Origin of the sequence: Streptomyces sp. NPDC048197, assembly GCF_043202395.1 — a bacterium.
Classification (GTDB): Bacteria; Actinomycetota; Actinomycetes; order Streptomycetales; family Streptomycetaceae; genus Streptomyces; species Streptomyces siderophoricus.
Map to the genome: position 1 here is coordinate 116,070 of NZ_JBIDAJ010000017.1, position 18,721 is coordinate 134,790.

The window sequence follows — 18,721 nt, forward strand, 5'->3', positions numbered from 1 at the left end:
TAACACCGATAGGACGCCTTACATTCCCGCCGCCGGTGATCGATTGTCCGGCAGCCCGCCGACGCCGCCCTTCCGGTCAGCCGCCGCCGGACAGCAGGTCCAGCTCCGTCGCCAGGTTGCGGCGGGCCAGGTGTTCCCACCGGTCGTAGCCCTGCGGGGTCCTGAACAGGCGTGGCAGGGCCAGGAGTTGGCGCAGTACGGCGGAGCGGCCGGCAGCGAAGTCCGCATCGGGCACGAAGGCGTACTCGTCGCGGACCGAGGCGGCGTAGGCGGCGTACGCGTCGGGCGAACCGGCGAGCACCGCGAGATCGGCGTCACACAGCACCTCGCCGTCCGGGTCGTCGGGCGCCGGGTCGTGGGTGACGGTGAGCCGCACCAGCCGGGCCACCTCGGCCGTACGGGCCGCGCCGACGCCCAGTTCGGGCAGTGCGCGCTCGGCCAGGGCCGCGCTGCGCTCCTCGTTCTCGGAGCGGTCCGGCCGGTAGACCGCGTCGTGGAACCACGCCGCCAACTGGACGACGGGCAGGTCATCGGCGTGCTCGGCGAGTTCGTCGATCCGGTCGAGGACCGCGGCCAGGTGCGCGACGTTGTGGTACCGCCGCTGCGGCTCGCTCCAACGGGAGAGCAGGTTGTCCGCGTAAGGGGTGGGGTCGGGCGCCGGGGCGCCTCCGGGCGCGGCGGACCTTCTCGCGCCGCGGGCCGCGGCGACCGTGATGGCCCAGCGTGTGCGCAGCTCCGGTACCGGGTCGATGGTGCTGCCTGCCGTACGGGACACGGACGTCATGCGAATCATTGTGCCTTGCGCCTGGCGACCCCGTAGGCTGGGAATATTGGACTAGACCTGTTGGGTGGTGTGCGGACGCAGAGCTTCCGCGCCACTTGTCGCCGAAGGATTGGGGTCATATGAGCAAGCGCGCACTCCTCGAGGTGATCGCGCTCGGCCCGCAGGACGCGGTCGCCGCCCAGGAGGGCGGTGCCGACCGCCTGGAACTCGTCACCGACATGGCGGCCGACGGGCTCACGCCCGCGACGGCCACCTTCGCGGCGATCCGGGCGGCGGTCGATCTGCCGCTGCGGGTGATGCTGCGGCTGGCCGACGGGTTCGCGGCCGGCGATCTCCCGGCCCTCTGCGGCCGGGCGGCGGCCCTCCGGGAGGCGGGGGCCGACGAGTTCGTCCTCGGCTTCCTGACGCCGGACGGGCGGCCGGACCTCGCCGCGGTGACGGCGCTGGCCGACGTGATCGACGGCTGCCCCTGGACCTTCCACCGGGCCATCGACCGGTCCGCCGACCGGGACGCGCTGCGCAAGGAGCTGGCCGGCATGACGAGCGCCGGGCCCGACACCTATCTGACCGCCGGCGATCCCCGGGGCGTGGCGGCCGGGCGGGCGGTCCTGGTGGCCGAGCAGGCCCGTACGGCCGTGGGTGAGCCCGGTTACGCGCCGCGCATCCTGGTGGGCGGCGGCCTCGGCCTCGACCACGTCCCGGCGCTGCGCGCGGCCGGCCTCGACGCCTTCCACATCGGCGGCGCCGCCCGCCCCGACGGCTGGTCCGCACCGGTGGACGCGGGGGCGGTACGGCGCTGGCGCGAGGCGCTGGACCAGGAGGCGGAGCGGCCGGTTCCGCTGGGGTGAGCGGGGGTGGGGGCCAGAGGGGCTGAGGCCCGGGGGAGCGGACGTGCGCCTTACGGGCGGCCCCCCTGCGGGCGTACCTTCCCGGACGCGCCTCTCGCGGGCGTGCTTCTTACAGGTGTGCCGCCGGAGCCTCGGCCCCTGATACGGGGGCGGAGCCGGGGGATGAAGTGGACGCGGCCGCCCCGGTTGCCCCAGCTGTTTCTCCCGGAGGAGCCATCCCACCCGCCCCGGCCGTCCGCCGGCGGGTCGTGACCGCCGCGAGGACGACCGACACCAGGCTCAGTGCGGTCGAGGCGAGCGGGAACCACCGGTCGCCGAGCACGGTGAGGGCGAGACTGCCGGCGCCGCCCGCGGCCGCCATGCCCAGATAGAGCGCACTGCTGTTGAGGGAGATCAGTAGCGGCGCGTTGGGCGGGTCCAGAGAGGCGAGCCGGTGCGGCAGTGCCACCGCGACCGCCCATCCGGCGAGCGGTGAGAGCGCCGCGTACGCCAGCGCGCCGGGCATCGTCGCCGAGACCCAGGGCAGCGCGAGGAAGGCGAGGGCGGCCAGTGAGCCGCCGGTGAGCAGGACGGTCCGGACGCCCAGCCGGTCGACCGCCCGGCCGCCCAGCCAGTTGCCGGCGATCGAGGCGAGGCCGGACACCAGCATGATCAGGCTGAGCCGGCCCGCATCGCCTCCGGTGGCGGGGCGCACCACCGTGCCGAGGTAGATGTAGACCGTGTTGAAGGCCAGGAAGAACACCAGCGTGGTGGCCGCCGCGGCCAGCACGTTCCCGTTGCGCAGCGGTGCGAGCCGGGCGCGCAGGCCCGGCGCGGTGGCCGGCGCCGGCAGGTCGCGCAGCAGCAGGGCGAGGCCCAGGAACGCCGCGGCGCCCAGTGCGACCACCAGCCACATGGTCAGCCGCCAGTCCGTTCGCCCTATGTAGGTGCCGAGGGGGACGCCGAGCGCGGTGGCCACCGTCATGCCGCCGAGCACGGTCGCCAGCGCCCGGCCGCGCCGTTCGGCGGGTACGAGCGTGGTGGCCACGGCGTTGGCGGTCGGGGTGTACAGGGCGGCACCGGCCGCGGCCAGCACCCGAGTGGCCAGCAGGAGGGGGTAGTTGGGCGCCAGGGCGCTCAGTGCGTTGGCGGCCGTGAAGACGGTGAGCGCGGTCAGCAGGACGCGGCGGCGCGGCCACCGGGCGGCGGCGGTGGCGAGTACGGGGGCGAGCACGGCGTAGGAGAGTGCGAAAACGGTGACCATCTGGCCGGCGGCGGGCACGGAAACGCCCAGGTCATGGGCGATCAGTCCGAGGATGCCGGCCATCACCATGGAATCGGTGCCCATGGCGAAGGTGCCGAGGGCGAGCAGGAGCAGGCGGAGACGCACGGGTGTCCTTCCCGGTACGAACGGGGACGAGCTGATGCGCAACTACGCAGCAGCCACACGCGGTGGGACGTGGCGACGGGGCCGCGGCGTGTGTTTGATGTGCGTCAAACAATATTGGTTGTTGGATGGATGTCAAACAGATTGGTCGAGGAAATACAGTGGGGCGTGAACGAGCGACGGAAGGAGGCCGGACGGCCGTGGTGAGTGGCGTCGGTACGGACGACGGTGACGGCGCGCTGCTGGCGCAGCCGGAGACCGAAGACATCCAGCTGGTGAAGGTGCTGCACGCGCTCGGGGACCCGGCCCGGCTGCATCTGCTGCGGATCTACGCGAGCGGGCAGCAGTACGACTGCTCGTCGGAACGGCTGGGCCTCGGCCATCTGCACAAGTCGACCGTCTCGCACCACATGCGGACCATGCGCGAGGCCGGGATCACCTCCACCCGGGTCGTCGGCCGCAACCGCTATGTGCAACTACGCCGCGCCGACCTCGACGCGCGCTTCCCCGGCCTCCTGGACGCGCTGCTCCACTCCGTCGAGGGGGAGGACCTGTTGGGGGCGGGTGGCGGCGGGGCCTGAACCGGGGGCCGGGGCCTGATGGTGCTGCGGCGGCCGGCCCCGCGGACTGCGTCGGGGCCCGGCGGGGGCCTGGCGCCTGATGGCGCTGCAGCGGCCGACCCCGCGGTTCGCCCCTGAGTCGGCCGTCGGGAGAGGGACTCTAGGCAGGCCCGTCCGCCAGCTGCTCCGGCAGCGGCGCCGCATGGATCACCGTCAGGCCGGACACCGGGCGGGTCAGGCAGACGTACAGGCGGCGCAGGCCGGTCCGCTCGTCCGGTTCGCCGTCGACGATCGCGGCCGGCTCGTCCAGCACCACATAGTCGTACTCCAGACCCTTGGCGAGCGTGGCCGGCACCAGCGTCAGCCGGGACCCGGCCGACGTCTCCTCGCCCGGGGCCAGCACGGTCACCCCGGCCGCCTCCAACGCCGCGCGTAGCTCCGGAATGCGCGCCTCCGCCGCGATCAGGCCGATCGAGCCCTCCTTCGCCAGCGCATCGTCGCAGGCCGCCAGGGTCGCCGCGGTCAGTTCCGCGGCCTCGACCCGGCGGATCGCGAAATCGCCCGCCGACTCACGGATCGAGGTGGCCTCCGACAGATCCGGCGCGATGGCCGGCAGCAGCCGGGACGCGTAGGCGATCACCTCGCGCGGCACCCGGAAACCCTGCGTGAGCTCCTCGACCGCCGCCCCCGGCTTGCCCAGATGGGCCAGCGCCTCCTCCCAGGTGTCGGTCGCCCACGGCGTCGTCCCCTGGGCGATGTCGCCGAGGATCGTCGCCGAACCCGTCGTGCAACGCCGGCCGACCGCCCGGTACTGCATCGGCGAGAGGTCCTGCGCCTCGTCGAGCACCACATGGCCGAGCGAGTGCGTGCGCTCCACCAGGTCCGTCGCCTCGTCGATCAACACCGCATCCGCCGCGGACCACTTGGCGCTCTTCACGCTGCGCGCCGGTTTGGTCCACAGGATCGTCTTCTGCTCCTCGGGGGAGAGGATCCCCTCGGCCTGCTCGGCGAGGAACTCGGCGTCGCCCAGCAGCCGCAGCACCAGCTTCGCCGGATCGACCGGCGGCCAGACCTCCTTGACCACGGCCTTCACGGCGGCGTTCCGGGCCACCGCGTTCTGCACCCGGTCGTCCGGCGCCTCCCCGGCCTGCTCCATCCGCACCAGCACGGCATGCGCGATCCGCTGCGGCAGCGCCTCACGGGCCGCGCCGTAACGGATGTCGCGCGCCATCAACTCCTCCACGATCTCCTGCAGTTCGTACGCCGGTACGCGCCAGCGGCGGGAGCCGCGGACCACCATGCAGGGCTCCTGCGGCAGCGTGATGTGCGAGCGGACGGCCCGCCGCAGGACCTCCGCCATCCGCGCGTCCCCCTTGACCGTCGCCGCGGCCGCCTCGTCCGTACCGCGCACCTCGACATGTCCCACGAGGTCGTCGACCGTGGCCTGCTTGACCTCCAGCTCGCCCAGCGCCGGCAGCACCTGCTCGATGTACTGCAGGAAGGAACGGTTCGGCCCGATGACGAGGGTGCCCGCCCGCGCCAGCCGCTCCCGGTGCGCGTACAGCAGATACGCCACACGGTGCAGACCGACCGCGGTCTTTCCGGTGCCCGGCGCCCCCTGCACACACACCGAACCGGTGATGCCGGCGCGCACGATCTCGTCCTGCTCGGGCTGGATCGTCGCGACGATGTCCCGCATCGGTCCGACACGCGGCCGCTCGATCTCCGACTGCAGGAGCCGGCTGGTCCGCTCCAGTTCTGCGGGGTCGGTGAGGTGCTCGTCCTCGTAGGCGGTCAACTCGCCGCCGGTGTAACCGAAGCGGCGGCGCAGCCTGAGGTCCATCGGGTCCTTCTTGGAGGCCCGGTAGAACGGCTGGGATACGGGCGCGCGCCAGTCGATGACCATCGGATCGCCGTCGGCGTCGTGGACGTGCCGCCGGCCGATGTAGAAGTTCTCCCCGTCCGCCCCCTCGGCGAGGTCGAGGCCGGGGGCGTGGAGGTAGTCGAGGCGGCCGAAGAACAGCGGGGTGTGGGAGAGGTCGGCGAGCGCCTTGATCCGGGCTTCGATCTCGCCCTGGAGCACCTCGGCGTTGACCCAGTTCGCGGTGACGTCCGCGATGTTCAGCGACTCGGCGTCGGCGCGCATGGCGCGGAGCGCGGCGCGGGAAGCGGCGAGGTGGGCGCGTTCGCGCTGGAGCGGCTCGTCGTCGGACAGGTCGTGGGCGTGCGAGGGCACGGCATTGCCTCCGGTGGCGGTACTGCGGCGGGCGCGCCATGGTGCGCGGGCGCGGCGGGCCGGTGTCGGTGCGTAGCGCAGGTCATGCGATGCGCGGGTCAGCGGCGTGAAGCGAAGGCCGGCCGGTTTCCGACCGGTCGGCGGCACTCCTCGGCGGGAGGCAGGCAGACGCGCGATTGTAGTCAGGGGTGGATGGGGGCGCCAACGAATTATTGGCGGGGGGGGGGCGGGTGCGGGGGGGGGGGGCAGGCGCCGCGGGGCCGGGGCGGGGGCCGAAGGACGAGGCCGGCGAGGGCGGGCGGGCCCGGGCCCCGCGCAGGCGGGCGAAGGACGAGGCCGGGCGAATGACGAGGCCGGGGCGAAGGCGCGGGCGGGGCGGGGGCGTCCACGTTGTCCGGTGGGGCGCGCCGGGCGGTCAATGCCGTACCGCGGGTTGACGACCCCTACAACCGTGGGTCTCCCGTAGGGGTTGGAGTGGGTCTGGAGACTGACGCCAGGCCCGCCCAGGATCGACCCGTGGACCGATGTGCGGCAATCGCGTGAAATTCATCATTGACCCATGAGCAGCGCAACGATTCCCCCCGCATCCATCCCGTCCCTCCCCTCCCTCGCCGCCGCCTCTCCCCACCCGGCCAAGGGCGCCACGGCCCTCGGCGCGGCCCCGGCCGACGGCGCCGCCCCGGTGGCCGGGCACCGACACCTGGTGGGCAACGCCCTCCGCGCGATAAAGGTCTTCGCCACCGCGGCCTTCAGCGTCGTCGTCCTCGGCGAGTACGCGGACGACCGCCGGGCCGCGGGCTGAGCCCCGGGGGCCGAGCCGCGGGGCCCGACCCCCGGCCCCGGCTGGTCTTGTTCGACGCCGTGACGACATCCGGATGACCGGAAACCGTTACGGCCTGCCGGTCCCGATCCACTAGCGTCGGCGCGGAGTGCGCGCTCAGGGCGTCGAGGCGAGGCGACGAGAGGGGTCAACGGGTGTCTTCCGCCGACGGTACGCGGACGGAGAGCGAAGAGACCGAAACGCAGGGGGAGGGGGAGGGGGAGGGGAGGGGGAGGGCCCCCCGAACCAGACCCGACGAAACCCCGCCCCCCACCCCCACAGACACCACCCCTACCGGTACGAGACCCACCAGTACCGGTACGAGACCCAGCCCTACCGGTACGAGACCCACCCCTACCGGTACGAGACCCAGCCCTACCAGCACGACGTCCGCTGCCACCCGCACCCCCCGCCACCTCCTCTACGCCGCCGCCCTGTTGCTCGTTTCGTTCGTCGGGCTGTGGGTGCTTTACGAGGTGCAGCCGCTGCCGATGTCCGACATAGCGGTCTACCGGGCCGAGGGGGAGGCCGCCGCGAGTGGCGGTGATCTCTACGGCTTCACGGTCACCAAATGGGACCTCCCGGCCACCTACCCGCCCTTCGCCGCCCTCCTCTTCATCCCGACGACCTGGCTCTCCCTCGGCACCCTCAAGATCGTCTGCGTGCTCGTCAACGCCGGGCTGCTCGCCCTGCTGATCCATCTCTCCTGCCAGGCCACCGGTGTGCGCCGGGCCGCGCACACCGCGCCGGCCGTACTGGCCGCCACCGCGCTCGGCCTCTGGCTCGAACCGGTCTTCCAGACGTTCGTCTTCGGTCAGGTCAATCTCGCCCTGACCTGCCTGGTCCTGTGGGACCTCGGCCGCCCGGACGGCGCCCGCGGCAAGGGGTTCGCCACCGGAATCGCGGCGGGCATCAAGCTCACCCCCGCGATCTTCGCCGTCTACCTCTTCATCACCGGCCGGGTGAAGGCCGCCTTCAGCGCCCTCGCCGGGTTCCTGGTGTCGGTGCTGCTGGGCTGGCTGGTGCTGCCGGACGCCAGCGTCGAATTCTGGACCCGGCGGATGTTCGAGACCGACCGGGTGGGCAAGGTCTGGATCGTCGACAACCAGTCACTCCAGGGCCTGATCAGCCGCGTCCTGCACAACCCCGAACCGGGACTGCTGTGGGCGGTGCCGGCGCTGCTGACCGCGGCCGCCGGGCTCTACGCCGCACGCCGGGTCTATCTGCGCCGCGGCCTCGACACCTGGGGCGTGCTGTGTACGGCCGTGACGGCGCTGCTGGTCTCACCGATCAGCTGGTCGCACCACTGGGTCTGGTGCGTACCGCTGCTGATCGGCCTCGCCGCCCGCGTCCGGCGGCACCCCTGGCGGCGGGCCCTGCTGGCCGCCGTCACCCTGGCCTTCACGGCCCGCACGATGTGGATCGTGCCGCACCGCGGCGACCTCGATCTGCACTTCTCCTGGTGGCAGCAGCCGCTCGCCGCGCCGTACCCCCTGCTCGGGCTGGCGCTGCTGGCGGCCCTGATCTGGTGGACCCGGCGTACGGGGAACATGCCGGGAAGGGAGGGAGAGCCGGGGGAGCAGGGGAAGCCGGAAGTGTCCGCGCGCCGCCGTATTCCCTCCCCGCGCGCCGACCAGGACCTGACCGCCCGGACCGCCCAGACTGCCCGGCCCACCCAGACGGCCCGGACCGCCCGGCCCCGGACCGCATGAGCCCGGACCGTATGAGCCCGGGCCGGGCGGACACCCCCAGGAGCGCCTGAACGTCCTCAACGTCCGGCCCCCTGCCGCTTCTCCCTACACGTCCTCGTCCGCCGCCGGAAGCTCCTACACGTCTCCTACACGTCCTCGTCCGCCGCCAGCAGTTCGTCCGCGTCGACGATCCGGTACGCGTAGCCCTGCTCGGCCAGGAAGCGCTGGCGGTGGGCGGCGAAGTCCTGGTCGATGGTGTCGCGGGCGACGACGGAGTAGAAGCGCGCCTCGTGGCCGTCGGCCTTCGGGCGGAGCACCCGGCCGAGCCGCTGGGCCTCCTCCTGGCGGGAGCCGAAGGTGCCGGACACCTGGATCGCGACCGTCGCCTCGGGCAGGTCGATGGAGAAGTTGGCGACCTTCGAGACGACCAGCACCGAGATCTCGCCCTCCCGGAACGCGTCGAAGAGCTTCTCCCGCTGGGCGTTGGAGGTCTCGCCCTTGATCACCGGGGCGTTCAGATGCTCGCCCAGTTCGTCCAGCTGGTCGATGTACTGCCCGATGACCAGGGTCTGGTCGCCCTGGTGGCGGCGGACCAGCGCCTCGGTCACGTACTGCTTGCTCGCCGTGGTGGCGCAGAAGCGGTACTTCTCCTCGGTCTCGGCGGTGGCGTACGCCAGCCGTTCCGACTCGGTGAGGTTGACCCGTACCTCGACGCAGTCGGCCGGGGCGATGTAGCCCTGCGCCTCGATCTCCTTCCAGGGAGCGTCGAAGCGCTTCGGGCCGATGAGCGAGAACACGTCCGACTCGCGGCCGTCCTCGCGCACCAGCGTGGCGGTCAGCCCGAGCCGGCGCCGGGCCTGCAGGTCGGCGGTGAACTTGAAGACCGGCGCGGGCAGCAGGTGCACCTCGTCGTAGACGATCAGGCCCCAGTCCCGGGAGTCGAACAGCTCCAGGTGCGGGTAGACGCCCTTCCGCTTGGTCGTCAGCACCTGGTACGTGGCGATGGTGACCGGCCGGATCTGCTTCTTCGTCCCGCTGTACTCGCCGATCTCGTCCTCGGTCAGCGAGGTGCGCCGGACGAGTTCGTGCTTCCACTGCCGCGCCGAGACCGTATTGGTCACGAGGATGAGCGTGGTGGCCTTGGCCTGCGCCATGGCGCCCGCGCCGACCAGCGTCTTGCCCGCGCCGCACGGCAGGACGACGACGCCCGAGCCGCCGTGCCAGAAGCCCTCGACGGCCTGCTGCTGGTACGGCCGCAGCGCCCAGCCGTCCTCGCGGAGCTCGATCGGATGCGCCTCACCGTCGACGTAACCGGCGAGGTCCTCGGCCGGCCAGCCCAGCTTGAGCAGCGTCTGCTTGATCTGGCCGCGTTCGGAGGGGTGGACGACCACGCTGTCCGGGTCCAGCCGGGCGCCGACCAGCGGCTGCACCTTCTTGGAACGGAGGATCTCCTCCAGCACCGGGCGGTCGGTGGTGGTCAGCACCAGCCCGTGCGTCGGGTGCTTGATCAGCGTGAGCCGGCCGTAGCGGGCCATCGTCTCCGCGACGTCGACGAGCAGCGCGTGCGGCACCGGATACCGCGAGTACTGCACCAGCGCGTCCACAACCTGCTCGGCGTCGTGCCCGGCAGCCCGCGCGTTCCAGAGCCCCAGCGGCGTCACCCGGTACGTGTGGATGTGTTCCGGCGCCCGCTCCAGCTCGGCGAACGGCGCGATGGCCCGCCGGCAGGCGTCCGCCAGCTCGTGGTCCACCTCCAGCAGCAGCGTCTTGTCGCTCTGGACGATGAGGGGTCCGTTCACGTACTACATCCCTTCCGAGCGGGCCAAATATCCAGTGTGCCTCATTCGCGGGCGATCACATCAGGCTCTCGACCGGGCGCAAGCCGACTCCGGTTCGCCTTCGCACCTGGTCGGCCAGGTCGAGCGCGTCGACGGCCTTCTCCGTATCGCCGGCCTGGTGATACAGCTCGGCGGCGAGCTCCAGGTTCTCCAGGGCCTCGGTGTTGCAGCCCTGCTGGAGCAGGGCGACCGCGAGACCTGTGAACTCGGTGGCCATGCCGTGATCGTCCTTGCTCTCAAGGAATGCCTCCAGGGCAAGGGTGTGCAGCCGCACCGCCTTGTTCCACTTGCCCTGCTCATGGCGTACGAGGGCCATGTTGCCCAAGGTCATCGCCTCACCACGATGGTCTCCCAGCTGCCGGAAGGTGCCCAGTGCCTCTTGTTGTGCGGTGAGAGCCGCTTCGAATTCCCGGGCGGCGGTCAGCGTGCCGGCGAAGTTGGACAGCTCGACCGCCCTCTCGTGGGGCAGCAGGAGTCCGTCGGGCATGTCGAGTGCGCGTCTGTGCAGTTCCACGGCCTGTTCGGCCTTCCCGTCGTTGCGCGTCGCCTTGGCCAGGCTGCCCAGAGCCTGGGCGTAGCCGCGGAGGTCCCCCTGCTTCCGGAAGGTTTTCGCGGCCTTCTGGAGGGCTCGGGTGGCTTCCCCTGTGCGGCCCAGCTCGGTCAGGGTCTCGCCGGCGTTGCTCAGAGCGCGCGCCACCCCGACCCGGTCACCGGCGTGCTTGAACAGCTGTGCGGCTTCGGTATGGGCCGCCACCGCCTGTTCGAACTCGCGCTGCTCGTGGAGGGAAAGCCCGAGGTTGTTGAGCGCACTGGCCAGGGCGCGGCGTTTCTTCAGTCTCCGGCAGATCTTGATGGCTTTGTGGTGCGCGCGAACAGATCTGCGCAGTTTGCGCATGTCCCGAAGGACCACACCGAGGGAGCTCAGCAGGGATGCCTCGCGAAAGCTGTCCTCGCACCGCTGGCTCGACCGGATGCCCGCGGACAGGACCCAGCCGGCTTCCTCCAGATACCGCATCTCCATGAGGAATTGCGAGATGGGCCTGGCCAGGGCCCCACACATCAGGTGGTCGTCGGCCTCGTGTGCCCAGAGGGCTGCCGCGACCAGGGTGTGTCGCTCGGCCTCCAGCCACTCAAGTGCTTCGGTTCGCCTCGTGAAGCCGGGCTCCGCCGCAGGGCGTGGTTCCGCGGGGTCGAAGAGCCTCTCACACGCCAGGGTGGCCATCTTGTGGAAGTAGGCGAGCAGACGCATGAGGCTCTGGCCCCAGGAGTCGTTGCCCGACACGAGTCGCTCCCGAGAGTAGAGACGCACGAGATCATGTTGTTGCCAGCGGCCGTACGGTTCTCGCGGCTCGATCAGGTGCCGCCGGGCCAGTTCCAGCAGGAGCCGTTCGCTCGCCTTGACGCTCTCGCCGTACAACTCTGCCGTGGCCTCGGTGGAGAAGTCCGGTCCGGGGTGCAGGGACAGCAGCCGGAAGAGCTTGGCCTGGTCCTTGGTGAGTCTTCGGTAGGAGAGTTCGAAGGCCGCGGTCACGGCGCGCTCCTCCCGGCTCAGCACGGAGAGCCTGGAGTGGGTGCCTTCGAGGTCCCGGCGGAGGTGGGCCAAGGGCCGGGTCGGCACGTCCACGAGCAGGGACGCCAGGATGCGCAGGGCCAGCGGCAGACCGCCGCACAGTGCGACGAGCCGGTCGGCCTCGCTCGCCTCGGCCGCCACCCGTGAGTCCTCGGGCAGAGCCGTGCGGAGTGTGTTGCCCAGCAGCTCCCGCCCCTCGTCGGCGGGTAGTGCCCGTAGGGTCAGAGCCAGCGCGTCCAGATTCGCGAGGGAGTGCCGCGACGACACGAGTGTGGCTGTGCTTCCGTCACTCGGCAGGAGGTGACGGATCTTGCCGGTGGCCGGTACGTCGTCCAGGACGACCAGGACCCGTCGCCCGGCAGCGGCGAGGGCGCCGAGCGCGGAGCGGAAGACGAGCGCGCGCTCCTCGATCCCCGGAGGAATGTGTTCTGGGGGGACCCCGAGCGCCCGCAGGAGGGTGCCGAGCGCCCGTTTCGGCGACACCCTGCGTCCCGCGTCGTAGCCGTGCAGATCGACGAAGAGCACCCCACCGGGGAACCACCCCTCTTCCCGCAGTGCTCGGTGGGCGGCTTGGACCATGAGTTCGGTCTTGCCCACCCCGGCGAGCCCGGTCACCGCCACGGTGCTGGTCGTTCCGCCCGGCGCTGCGGGTGCCAAGGCGGCGAGGAGCTGTTCCAGCTGGGGACGTCGCCCCGCGAAGGCCGCCGACCGCAGGGGCAGACCGGCGAGTGCGGGATCCGGGCGGTCCGGGAGCGTCAGGCTGACGGTTCGCCCCTGGACGACGACGCCGAAGAAGACTCCTCCGCTGATGTGGTTCTCGGTGCTGCCGGTCATTCCCCGGCCTCCCGGTGCCGGGCGAGGGATCTGTTGAAGGCGATGACTTCGGCAGCGGTGAACCCGCTTCTGGTTTCCTCGGTGACCACATACCCGACCTCGCGCCAGGCGTGGAAGAACGCAGGGTCGACGCCCATCTCGCCGGCATGTTCCGCCATGCGCAGCAGCATGTCGTCGAAGTACTCCCTGGAGAGACGGGTGGGTTCGTCGGCGTCGGGGTCGAAGAACAGCGGGTCGTCCGGACCCGGCTCGCGGCCGAACTTCTCCCGGAAGGCGTCCAGTTGGCCTGCCAGGGCTTCTTTCAGGTCTCGTCCGTGCGAGGTGTGGGTCGAGATCCGTATCTCGGAACTGCCGTCTGCGTTCCAGATGCGCTCGACGGCATGGTCGGGTGGGCGGTTCATGGCGTCCGTTCCGCCGGACTTCTTGCGGATCTTCTGCCGCGCCGCCTCTCGGACGGCCGCACGCCGCTCGGCCCAGTGCTCGTCCGAATCCTTCTGTGCGCTGTCCGTGCTGTCCGTGTTGTCGGCGCCTTCCGTCTCCTCGACGTCGATATCGGCGCCGCTGCTGCGAACGGCGGCACTCAGGCGCATTCTCGCGTGCATACCCGTCCAGTCCAGCAGGTCCGGGGTGACCGTTCGGTCGCGGGTCAACACCTCTGGAATGCCCAGCTCGAAGGCCAGGCGGGGGAGGGCGAGACCGGGCGAGCTGGTCCACAGCAGGGCGTCCGACGGGAGCGGCTCGGTGAAGGCGGGCACGGCGAAGAGATGCCCGAGGGTCTCCGCCACGGACAGCTCCCACTCGGGGGCGATGAGGAGGATGTCGAGCACCGGCACCAGCGTTGACGCCTCGTCCAGGGAAAGGGCCCATGCCCGGGCATGTTCGCCCGTGTCCTCCAGCAGCTCGCCGGGCTTCGTCATGAGCACCGCGTACAAGGCCGGCAGCAACAGTCCCGACTCCTCTTCCACGGGCAGCCCCGCATCCCGGAACCGGCGCAGCCCGTCGCGGAGCACCGCCCGGGGCGTGTCATCGGCCCACGGCTCGTCTTCCGTGTCCTCCCAGAAGCGCCGGATCCGCTCCTTCGCGTCCTCGGGTGGGTCGGGGAGCCGCAGATCCAGAGACGGTCCATGGGCCGCACGGCACTCCTGCAGGGCTGATTCCGGCAGCAGTTGTCGAGGCAGCCGACGCCGGTCGAGTCCGGCCGCTTCGAGGCGGTCGGCGAGCGCCAGCATCAGTTTCCCGTCGTCCACGGGGAGCCCCAGTTCCTCGCTCGCCGAGACAGCCTCGCGTACGAAGCGCTGAATGCCCTTCTCGTGCACGGTGCCGCGCAGAAGGCGCAGCCATGTGTCGCGTGCGTTGGCGAATTCGAACTCGTCACGGAACCATTTGGGCCAGGCGGTGCCCAGGAACAGCACGTCCAGGGGATCGATCTCCTCGTACCAGCCCGGATCGGTTCCCTCCTGCTGGGCGTGTCCCAGCGCCGCGTAACCCCACGCGTAGGCGCCCGCCAGGCTGAGCTTCCCTGGTGTGTTCGAGCGCATCAGGCGGCCGAGCGCCTCCTCGCCGAGTGCTGGTGGATCACCGCCGCCCTCGACTTCGGTCGAGGGGGCCGATGCTGCTGGTCTCCGAGACCGCCGTTCGTGTTTCTTCCTCGATGCCTTTCCCACGTCACCCTCCCAGTGGGAAGGATGACGCATCGCACCGTCCTCGTCCGGCGTATCCGAGGAAGCCTCCTCGGGCGGGAAGAGAGTGTTCCCTCGACGGGGTGCCGCCTGCCTCGGCAGGTGGGCGACCGCCCAGCCCGCCTAACAGTGGCTCTGCCGCCGCCTCACACCACGTCGTCCGCGAGTTCCGCGACCCCGGTGATCCGGTGCAGCGGATAGGTGCGTACCTCGTCGGCGGTGTGGTCGTACGCCGTGACGAAGCCGCCCTCCACCCGTACCGGGGCGATCACCCGCTGGCTGGCCGCACCGTCGGCGTTGACGTAGCCGATCCACAGGGCGGAGTTGGTCAGCACCGCGGCCTGCATCGTGGCGAGGGTCTCGGCGGAGGTGGTGCGCGGGAGCGTGCCGGGGGCCGGGGCGGGGGCGTGCACCGGCTTGCGTTCCGCCGTGGCGGCGAGGTCGCCGGCGCGGATGGCGCGCACCGCCGCCTCCAGGAGGGTGCCGTCGGGCGACGGCGGGCCGTCCGGGACGGGGGCCGGGGCGGTCCGCGGCGGGGTGCGGTACGAGTCGGCGCGGGCGATCAGGACGTCGCCGGCGGCGGACTCGGCGGCCGGGGCGTAGCCCATCGCCCGTAGTCCGTCGAGGAGTTGCTCGGGTGCGGTCTGGGCGGCGAGCACGGTGGGGGCCAGCCGGCGCAGGCGGAGTCCGGCGGCGCGCCGGTCGGCGAGGATCTCGGAGAGCAGCGCGTCGTCGTCGCAGCGGACGTAGGCGGCGGCCGCGCCGATCCGCAGTCGGCCGTGCTTACGGGCCACGTCGTCGATGAGGTAGGCGAGCGGCTGGGGGACCGGGGTACGGGAGTGGCTGCTGAGGAAGTCCTGCAGTTCGGCGGCGGAACGGCCCGCGTCGAGGGCGCGGCGCACCGAGGCCGGGGTGAAGCGGTAGACCGTCGCACCGCCCTTGGACTCGATGTCCGCGAGGACGTCCAGCGCCTCGGCGAGCGGGCGCTGCAACGGGCCGGGGGCGACCGCGGTCAGGTCCGCCTGGAGGAGGACGTGGTCGAGGGGTTCGGGGAGGAGGGGGGCGAGCAGGGCGGCGGCACGGGTCGCCGCGGCACCGATCTCGGCCCCGGATGCCACCCCGCCCCCGTATGCCGCTCCGGCCGCGAGGGGTGCTGCCCCCGCTCCGGCTTCCGGCCACGTGCCGGTCCGCGTCCACGTGCCGGATTCCGTTCGTGTACCGGCTTCCGTCCATGTACCGGATTCCGGCCCCGTGCCGGCTGCCGTCCTCGTACGGGCTTCCGGTCCCGCTCCGGCCTTCGCTCCCTCCGCGCCGATCAGCGTCCGGCCGTGGGTGGCGAGTGCGCCGCGCCCGGTGACGCCCAGCAACTCGGCCTCCTCCAGGGCCCATTGGGCCAGGCGCGAGCGGAGGTCGTCGGCGCCGGCGGATTCGGCCTCCGCGCCCCCGCCTGCCGTCGCTCCCGCGCCCCCGCCCGTCGGTCCTGCGGCACCACCCGTGGCCGACCCTGCGGCACCGCCTGCCGTCGGTCCCGCGGTCCCACCCGCCGTGGCTCCCCCGGCCCCGGCCGCCGTCGGGCCCGCCCCGCGCAGTGGGCGTTCCCAGCGGAGCCGGGAGAGCACCGTCGCCGCCGGTACGGACGTACCGGGCGGCAGGGTGGCGAGCAGGGTGAGGGCGCGGCGGCGGACCTCGGGGGCCGGGGAGCGGTCCAGGTGCGGTCCGAGGGCGGCGAGCGCGCGGCCCTTCGCGTCGGCGGTGCCGACCACGCCCGAGGTGCGGGTCGCGGCCAGCCAGCCGGCCGCCAGCTCCGCCCACCGCTCGTGATCGGGCAGCTGCCGCCACTCCTCGGCGGCCGGGGTGGCCGCGTACCGCTCGTCGGCCTCGCCGTCGGAGGCGATCAGCCCGGCCGCGTAGGCGAGTTCGAGCCAGAAGGCGGCGAGCCGTTCGGTGGTGTCCAGGGCGGTGGCGGTGCGCTTGAGGTCGCGGACGCTCATCCCGCCGGCGCGCAGCACGGGCGGGCCGCCCAGGTCCCACTCCTTGAGGAGTTCCTCGACGGTCGCCAGGGCGGTGAACGCCTGGCTCGCCGCGGCGTTGTCCACAAGCTGTGGATCACGTTCCGTCGTGGGCGCGAGCGCCGGCGGCACCGGCTCCGGGCTGCGGTGGGCGCGCCCGCCGCGCAGGTGGAGCGCCGCCTCCCGCGGCAGGACGACGTTGCGGGCGCCCGCCGGGAGCAGCAGACCGCGGTCGAGCAGCCACTGCAGATGGGGGGCCGGGCGGTCGGTGACCGCGCCGTACGGCGGGCCCCACAGCAGTTTGTCGAGGACCGCGACGGACTCGGCCGGCGCGGTGTCCAGCAGCGCGGCCATCCGCTCCCGGTCGCGGAACAGCGCGGTCAGCGCGGCGACCGCGGAGACCGGGTCGTGGGTGGTGGGCAGCCCGGCCGCGGCCAGGATCTCCTGCAGCCGCCCGGGCGACATCCCGGCGGCGGCCTCGGCGACGGTCGGGCCCAGACCGGTCGGCGAGGGACGCGCGGCGCCGGGCGCCAGCAGCTCCCGGGCCGTCCGCACCAGCCGCAGCCGGTCGTCCGGCCCCCACACCAGGGCCTGGCCGCGCAGCTCGGCGACCGCCCGGGGCAGCGCGGCGGCCACCGCCTCGTCCCCGGCGTCCCCGCCCATCAGCGCGCCCAGCGTGTCGTACGGGCACGGGTCGGGCGCCACCGCCAGCGCCTCGGCGGTCTGCAGCGCGAACCGGTCGAGCCGCTCCACCGCGCGTACCACCGATGCCCGGGTCCCGGCCCGGGTCGCCAGCTGGGTGACGTCGCCCGGCACCGGGCTGAGCAGATCGGGCCGTGCCCGCAGCAGCCCGACGAGCCCGCTGTCACTACGGGTCCGCAGCTCCTCGGCGAGGGTGCGGGGGGTATCGGTGGTCATTCGTACAACGTTAGCGGGGCGACCGGGCCAGGGGCAGGGAGCGGCGGCGGGGTACCGGAGGATCCGGCGCCGGGCCGCTCGCGGCGGATCCGCCGGCGCCCCGCCGCCGCTCCGGGCCGGGTGGCGGCCGGCGCGGTACCGTCGGGGCAGTAACCAGCGGACGCCGCAGGGGATTTCGTGGGGATCGAGAGTGAGCAGCTCGTCTTTGACTATCTGAGCCGGGTCGGTGACCTGGCCCAGCAGCGGGGCCTGCCCCCTGCCGCGCGGATGCGGCTGGTGACGGGGCTCCGGACACAGATCGAGGCGCAGAGAGCCGACTCGGTGGTGGGCACCAAGCGGATGCTGGCGCGGCTGGGCACGCCGGAGGCGCTGGTCGAGGCGGCCGGCGGCGCCCCGGCGGCGGCCGGCACCCCGCAGCCGGACCCGGCCCCGCCAGCCCCGTCCACCTCGTCCGCCCCGTCCGTTTCGTCTATGTCATCCGCCCGGTTCGGCTCGTCCGCCCGGTCCGCCGCCCGTGATCGGCTCGACGCCTTGACGGCCTGGCGCGACGGGCTGCTCGCCAAGGCGGCGCCGAAGGAGCGGGCGGTACAGAAGCGGGCGGCGGACGCGGCAGGCACGGCGAACGGGGACGGGAGGGCGACCGGCGACGGCGCGCCCCGGAACGGCGACCGGCCGGCGTCCGGCAGGAGAGGTCTCTTCACCAAGGGAGCGGCGTCCGGCAAGGGAGCGGCGTCCGGCAAGGTGCCCGGCCCGCGCGCCGGTGCGCCGGAGTCCGCGCCGTCCGTCGGGCTGCCGCCGCACCTCGCCGGCGCGGACGAGCTGGGCGACGGGCAGGACGTCCCCGACTGGTGGCGGGTGGAGCCGGGGCCCTACGGGCCGGGGGAGACCGTGCCCGGCTTCGTGGGCGGGATCGAGATCCCGGAGATATGGCAGCACCCGAAGGGCGACCCCGCCGGGCGGCGGCCGTCGCTGCGGAAGGACGGCACGGAGGCGGACGACGACGCGGACGGCGAGGACCCCGGGGCCCGTACGGAAGACGGTGCGGGCGGCGGTGCGGACGAGGGCGCGGGCGACGACGGGGCGGCGGTGGAGGCCGTCCGGCCGGTGCCGCTGCGGGCCTGGCTCAGTCCGGTGCCGGCGCTGGCGGTGGTCCTCCTGGTGGCCGGGGCGGTGCTGGGGTCGTGGCTCGCGCTGGCGGGCGGCTGGGCACTCGCCTACGTGTCGCGGCGGCTGAGTCCGGCCGAGGCCAAGTTCGCGGCGCTCGGCGTGCCCGGGACGGTCGTCGGCGGTCTGCTGGTGTGGCTGTGGGGCCGGTTCGACGGGCGGTGGGGCGAGCCGATCGCGCAGGGGCGGCTGGGCCAGGAGCTGATCGATGCGCTGCCCGGGGTGGTGCGGGGCGCGGCGGTCGCCTCGGCGCTGTTCCTGCTGTGGCGGATGCGGCGGGCGGCCCGCTAGGGACACTCGTCAGAGACCCTGATCCAGAGACCCTGATCCAGAGGCCCTGGCCGCCCCCGGATCAGCCACGGAGCTTCACGACGAAGGATCCCACTGACCGGGCCCGTCGAGCG

12 protein-coding genes are annotated in these 18,721 nt (G+C 72.9%); 5 read left to right on the plus strand and 7 right to left on the minus strand.

Features of this window, described 5'->3' with window-relative positions:
* Positions 1 to 76: 76 nt before the first annotated feature.
* A complete protein-coding gene (locus ACGF4C_RS22895; protein ID WP_393568675.1) occupies positions 77 to 784 on the minus strand; it encodes a hypothetical protein in 708 nt (235 codons plus the stop codon).
* Positions 785 to 903: 119 nt separating this feature from the next.
* Between ACGF4C_RS22895 and ACGF4C_RS22900 the strand changes: the two genes are divergently transcribed.
* Entirely contained in the window at positions 904 to 1,632 is a 729-nt protein-coding gene (locus ACGF4C_RS22900; protein ID WP_393568676.1) for a copper homeostasis protein CutC, read from the plus strand.
* 109 nt (positions 1,633 to 1,741) lie between these two features.
* Here ACGF4C_RS22900 and ACGF4C_RS22905 read toward each other — a convergent pair whose 3' ends face one another.
* Positions 1,742 to 3,001 (minus strand): MFS transporter, encoded by a 1,260-nt coding sequence (locus ACGF4C_RS22905; RefSeq protein WP_393568677.1) that lies wholly within the window; start codon positions 2,999 to 3,001, stop codon positions 1,742 to 1,744.
* Positions 3,002 to 3,198: 197 nt separating this feature from the next.
* On the opposite strand from ACGF4C_RS22905, the gene ACGF4C_RS22910 reads away from it, so the two are divergent.
* Positions 3,199 to 3,579, plus strand: a complete 381-nt coding sequence (locus tag ACGF4C_RS22910) for an ArsR/SmtB family transcription factor (protein ID WP_393568678.1) — start codon at positions 3,199 to 3,201, stop codon at positions 3,577 to 3,579.
* Positions 3,580 to 3,718: 139 nt separating this feature from the next.
* Here the strand turns inward: ACGF4C_RS22910 and ACGF4C_RS22915 are convergent, their stop codons facing one another.
* A complete protein-coding gene (locus tag ACGF4C_RS22915; RefSeq protein ID WP_393568679.1) occupies positions 3,719 to 5,794 on the minus strand; it encodes a HelD family protein in 2,076 nt (691 codons plus the stop codon).
* 559 nt (positions 5,795 to 6,353) lie between these two features.
* On the opposite strand from ACGF4C_RS22915, the gene ACGF4C_RS22920 reads away from it, so the two are divergent.
* Positions 6,354 to 6,596, plus strand: a complete 243-nt coding sequence (locus ACGF4C_RS22920) for a hypothetical protein (protein ID WP_393568680.1) — start codon at positions 6,354 to 6,356, stop codon at positions 6,594 to 6,596.
* A gap of 509 nt (positions 6,597 to 7,105) precedes the next feature.
* A complete protein-coding gene (locus ACGF4C_RS22925; RefSeq protein WP_393568681.1) occupies positions 7,106 to 8,326 on the plus strand; it encodes a glycosyltransferase 87 family protein in 1,221 nt (406 codons plus the stop codon).
* Between the two features lie 125 nt (positions 8,327 to 8,451).
* Here the strand turns inward: ACGF4C_RS22925 and ACGF4C_RS22930 are convergent, their stop codons facing one another.
* The 4 genes from ACGF4C_RS22930 to ACGF4C_RS22945 form a co-directional block, all read right to left on the minus strand.
* Complete coding sequence (locus ACGF4C_RS22930; protein ID WP_393568682.1) at positions 8,452 to 10,104, minus strand: DNA repair helicase XPB; 1,653 nt, start codon at positions 10,102 to 10,104, stop codon at positions 8,452 to 8,454.
* Between the two features lie 55 nt (positions 10,105 to 10,159).
* Positions 10,160 to 12,547 (minus strand): tetratricopeptide repeat protein, encoded by a 2,388-nt coding sequence (locus ACGF4C_RS22935; RefSeq protein ID WP_393568683.1) that lies wholly within the window; start codon positions 12,545 to 12,547, stop codon positions 10,160 to 10,162.
* A complete protein-coding gene (locus ACGF4C_RS22940; RefSeq protein ID WP_393568684.1) occupies positions 12,544 to 14,085 on the minus strand; it encodes a hypothetical protein in 1,542 nt (513 codons plus the stop codon). Before ACGF4C_RS22940 ends, ACGF4C_RS22935 begins: the two co-directional genes overlap by 4 nt.
* 287 nt (positions 14,086 to 14,372) lie before the next feature.
* Positions 14,373 to 17,153 (minus strand): helicase-associated domain-containing protein, encoded by a 2,781-nt coding sequence (locus ACGF4C_RS22945; protein WP_393568685.1) that lies wholly within the window; start codon positions 17,151 to 17,153, stop codon positions 14,373 to 14,375.
* A 177-nt stretch (positions 17,154 to 17,330) separates the two neighbouring features.
* Here ACGF4C_RS22945 and ACGF4C_RS22950 point away from each other — a divergent pair, with 177 nt between their 5' ends.
* Positions 17,331 to 18,608 (plus strand): hypothetical protein, encoded by a 1,278-nt coding sequence (locus ACGF4C_RS22950; RefSeq protein WP_393568686.1) that lies wholly within the window; start codon positions 17,331 to 17,333, stop codon positions 18,606 to 18,608.
* The last annotated feature ends 113 nt before the right edge of the window (positions 18,609 to 18,721 follow it).

Bases quoted from the DNA above. Each gene is read 5' to 3' on its own strand.
- ACGF4C_RS22895 (WP_393568675.1), bottom strand. From the start codon at position 784: ATGACGTCCGTGTCCCGTACGGCAGGCAGCACCATCGACCCGGTACCG.
- ACGF4C_RS22900 (WP_393568676.1), top strand. From the start codon at position 904: ATGAGCAAGCGCGCACTCCTCGAGGTGATCGCGCTCGGCCCGCAGGAC.
- ACGF4C_RS22920 (WP_393568680.1), top strand. From the start codon at position 6,354: ATGAGCAGCGCAACGATTCCCCCCGCATCCATCCCGTCCCTCCCCTCC.
- ACGF4C_RS22925 (WP_393568681.1), top strand. From the start codon at position 7,106: ATGTCCGACATAGCGGTCTACCGGGCCGAGGGGGAGGCCGCCGCGAGT.
- ACGF4C_RS22935 (WP_393568683.1), bottom strand. From the start codon at position 12,547: ATGACCGGCAGCACCGAGAACCACATCAGCGGAGGAGTCTTCTTCGGC.
- ACGF4C_RS22940 (WP_393568684.1), bottom strand. From the start codon at position 14,085: ATGCGCTCGAACACACCAGGGAAGCTCAGCCTGGCGGGCGCCTACGCG.
- ACGF4C_RS22945 (WP_393568685.1), bottom strand. From the start codon at position 17,153: ATGACCACCGATACCCCCCGCACCCTCGCCGAGGAGCTGCGGACCCGT.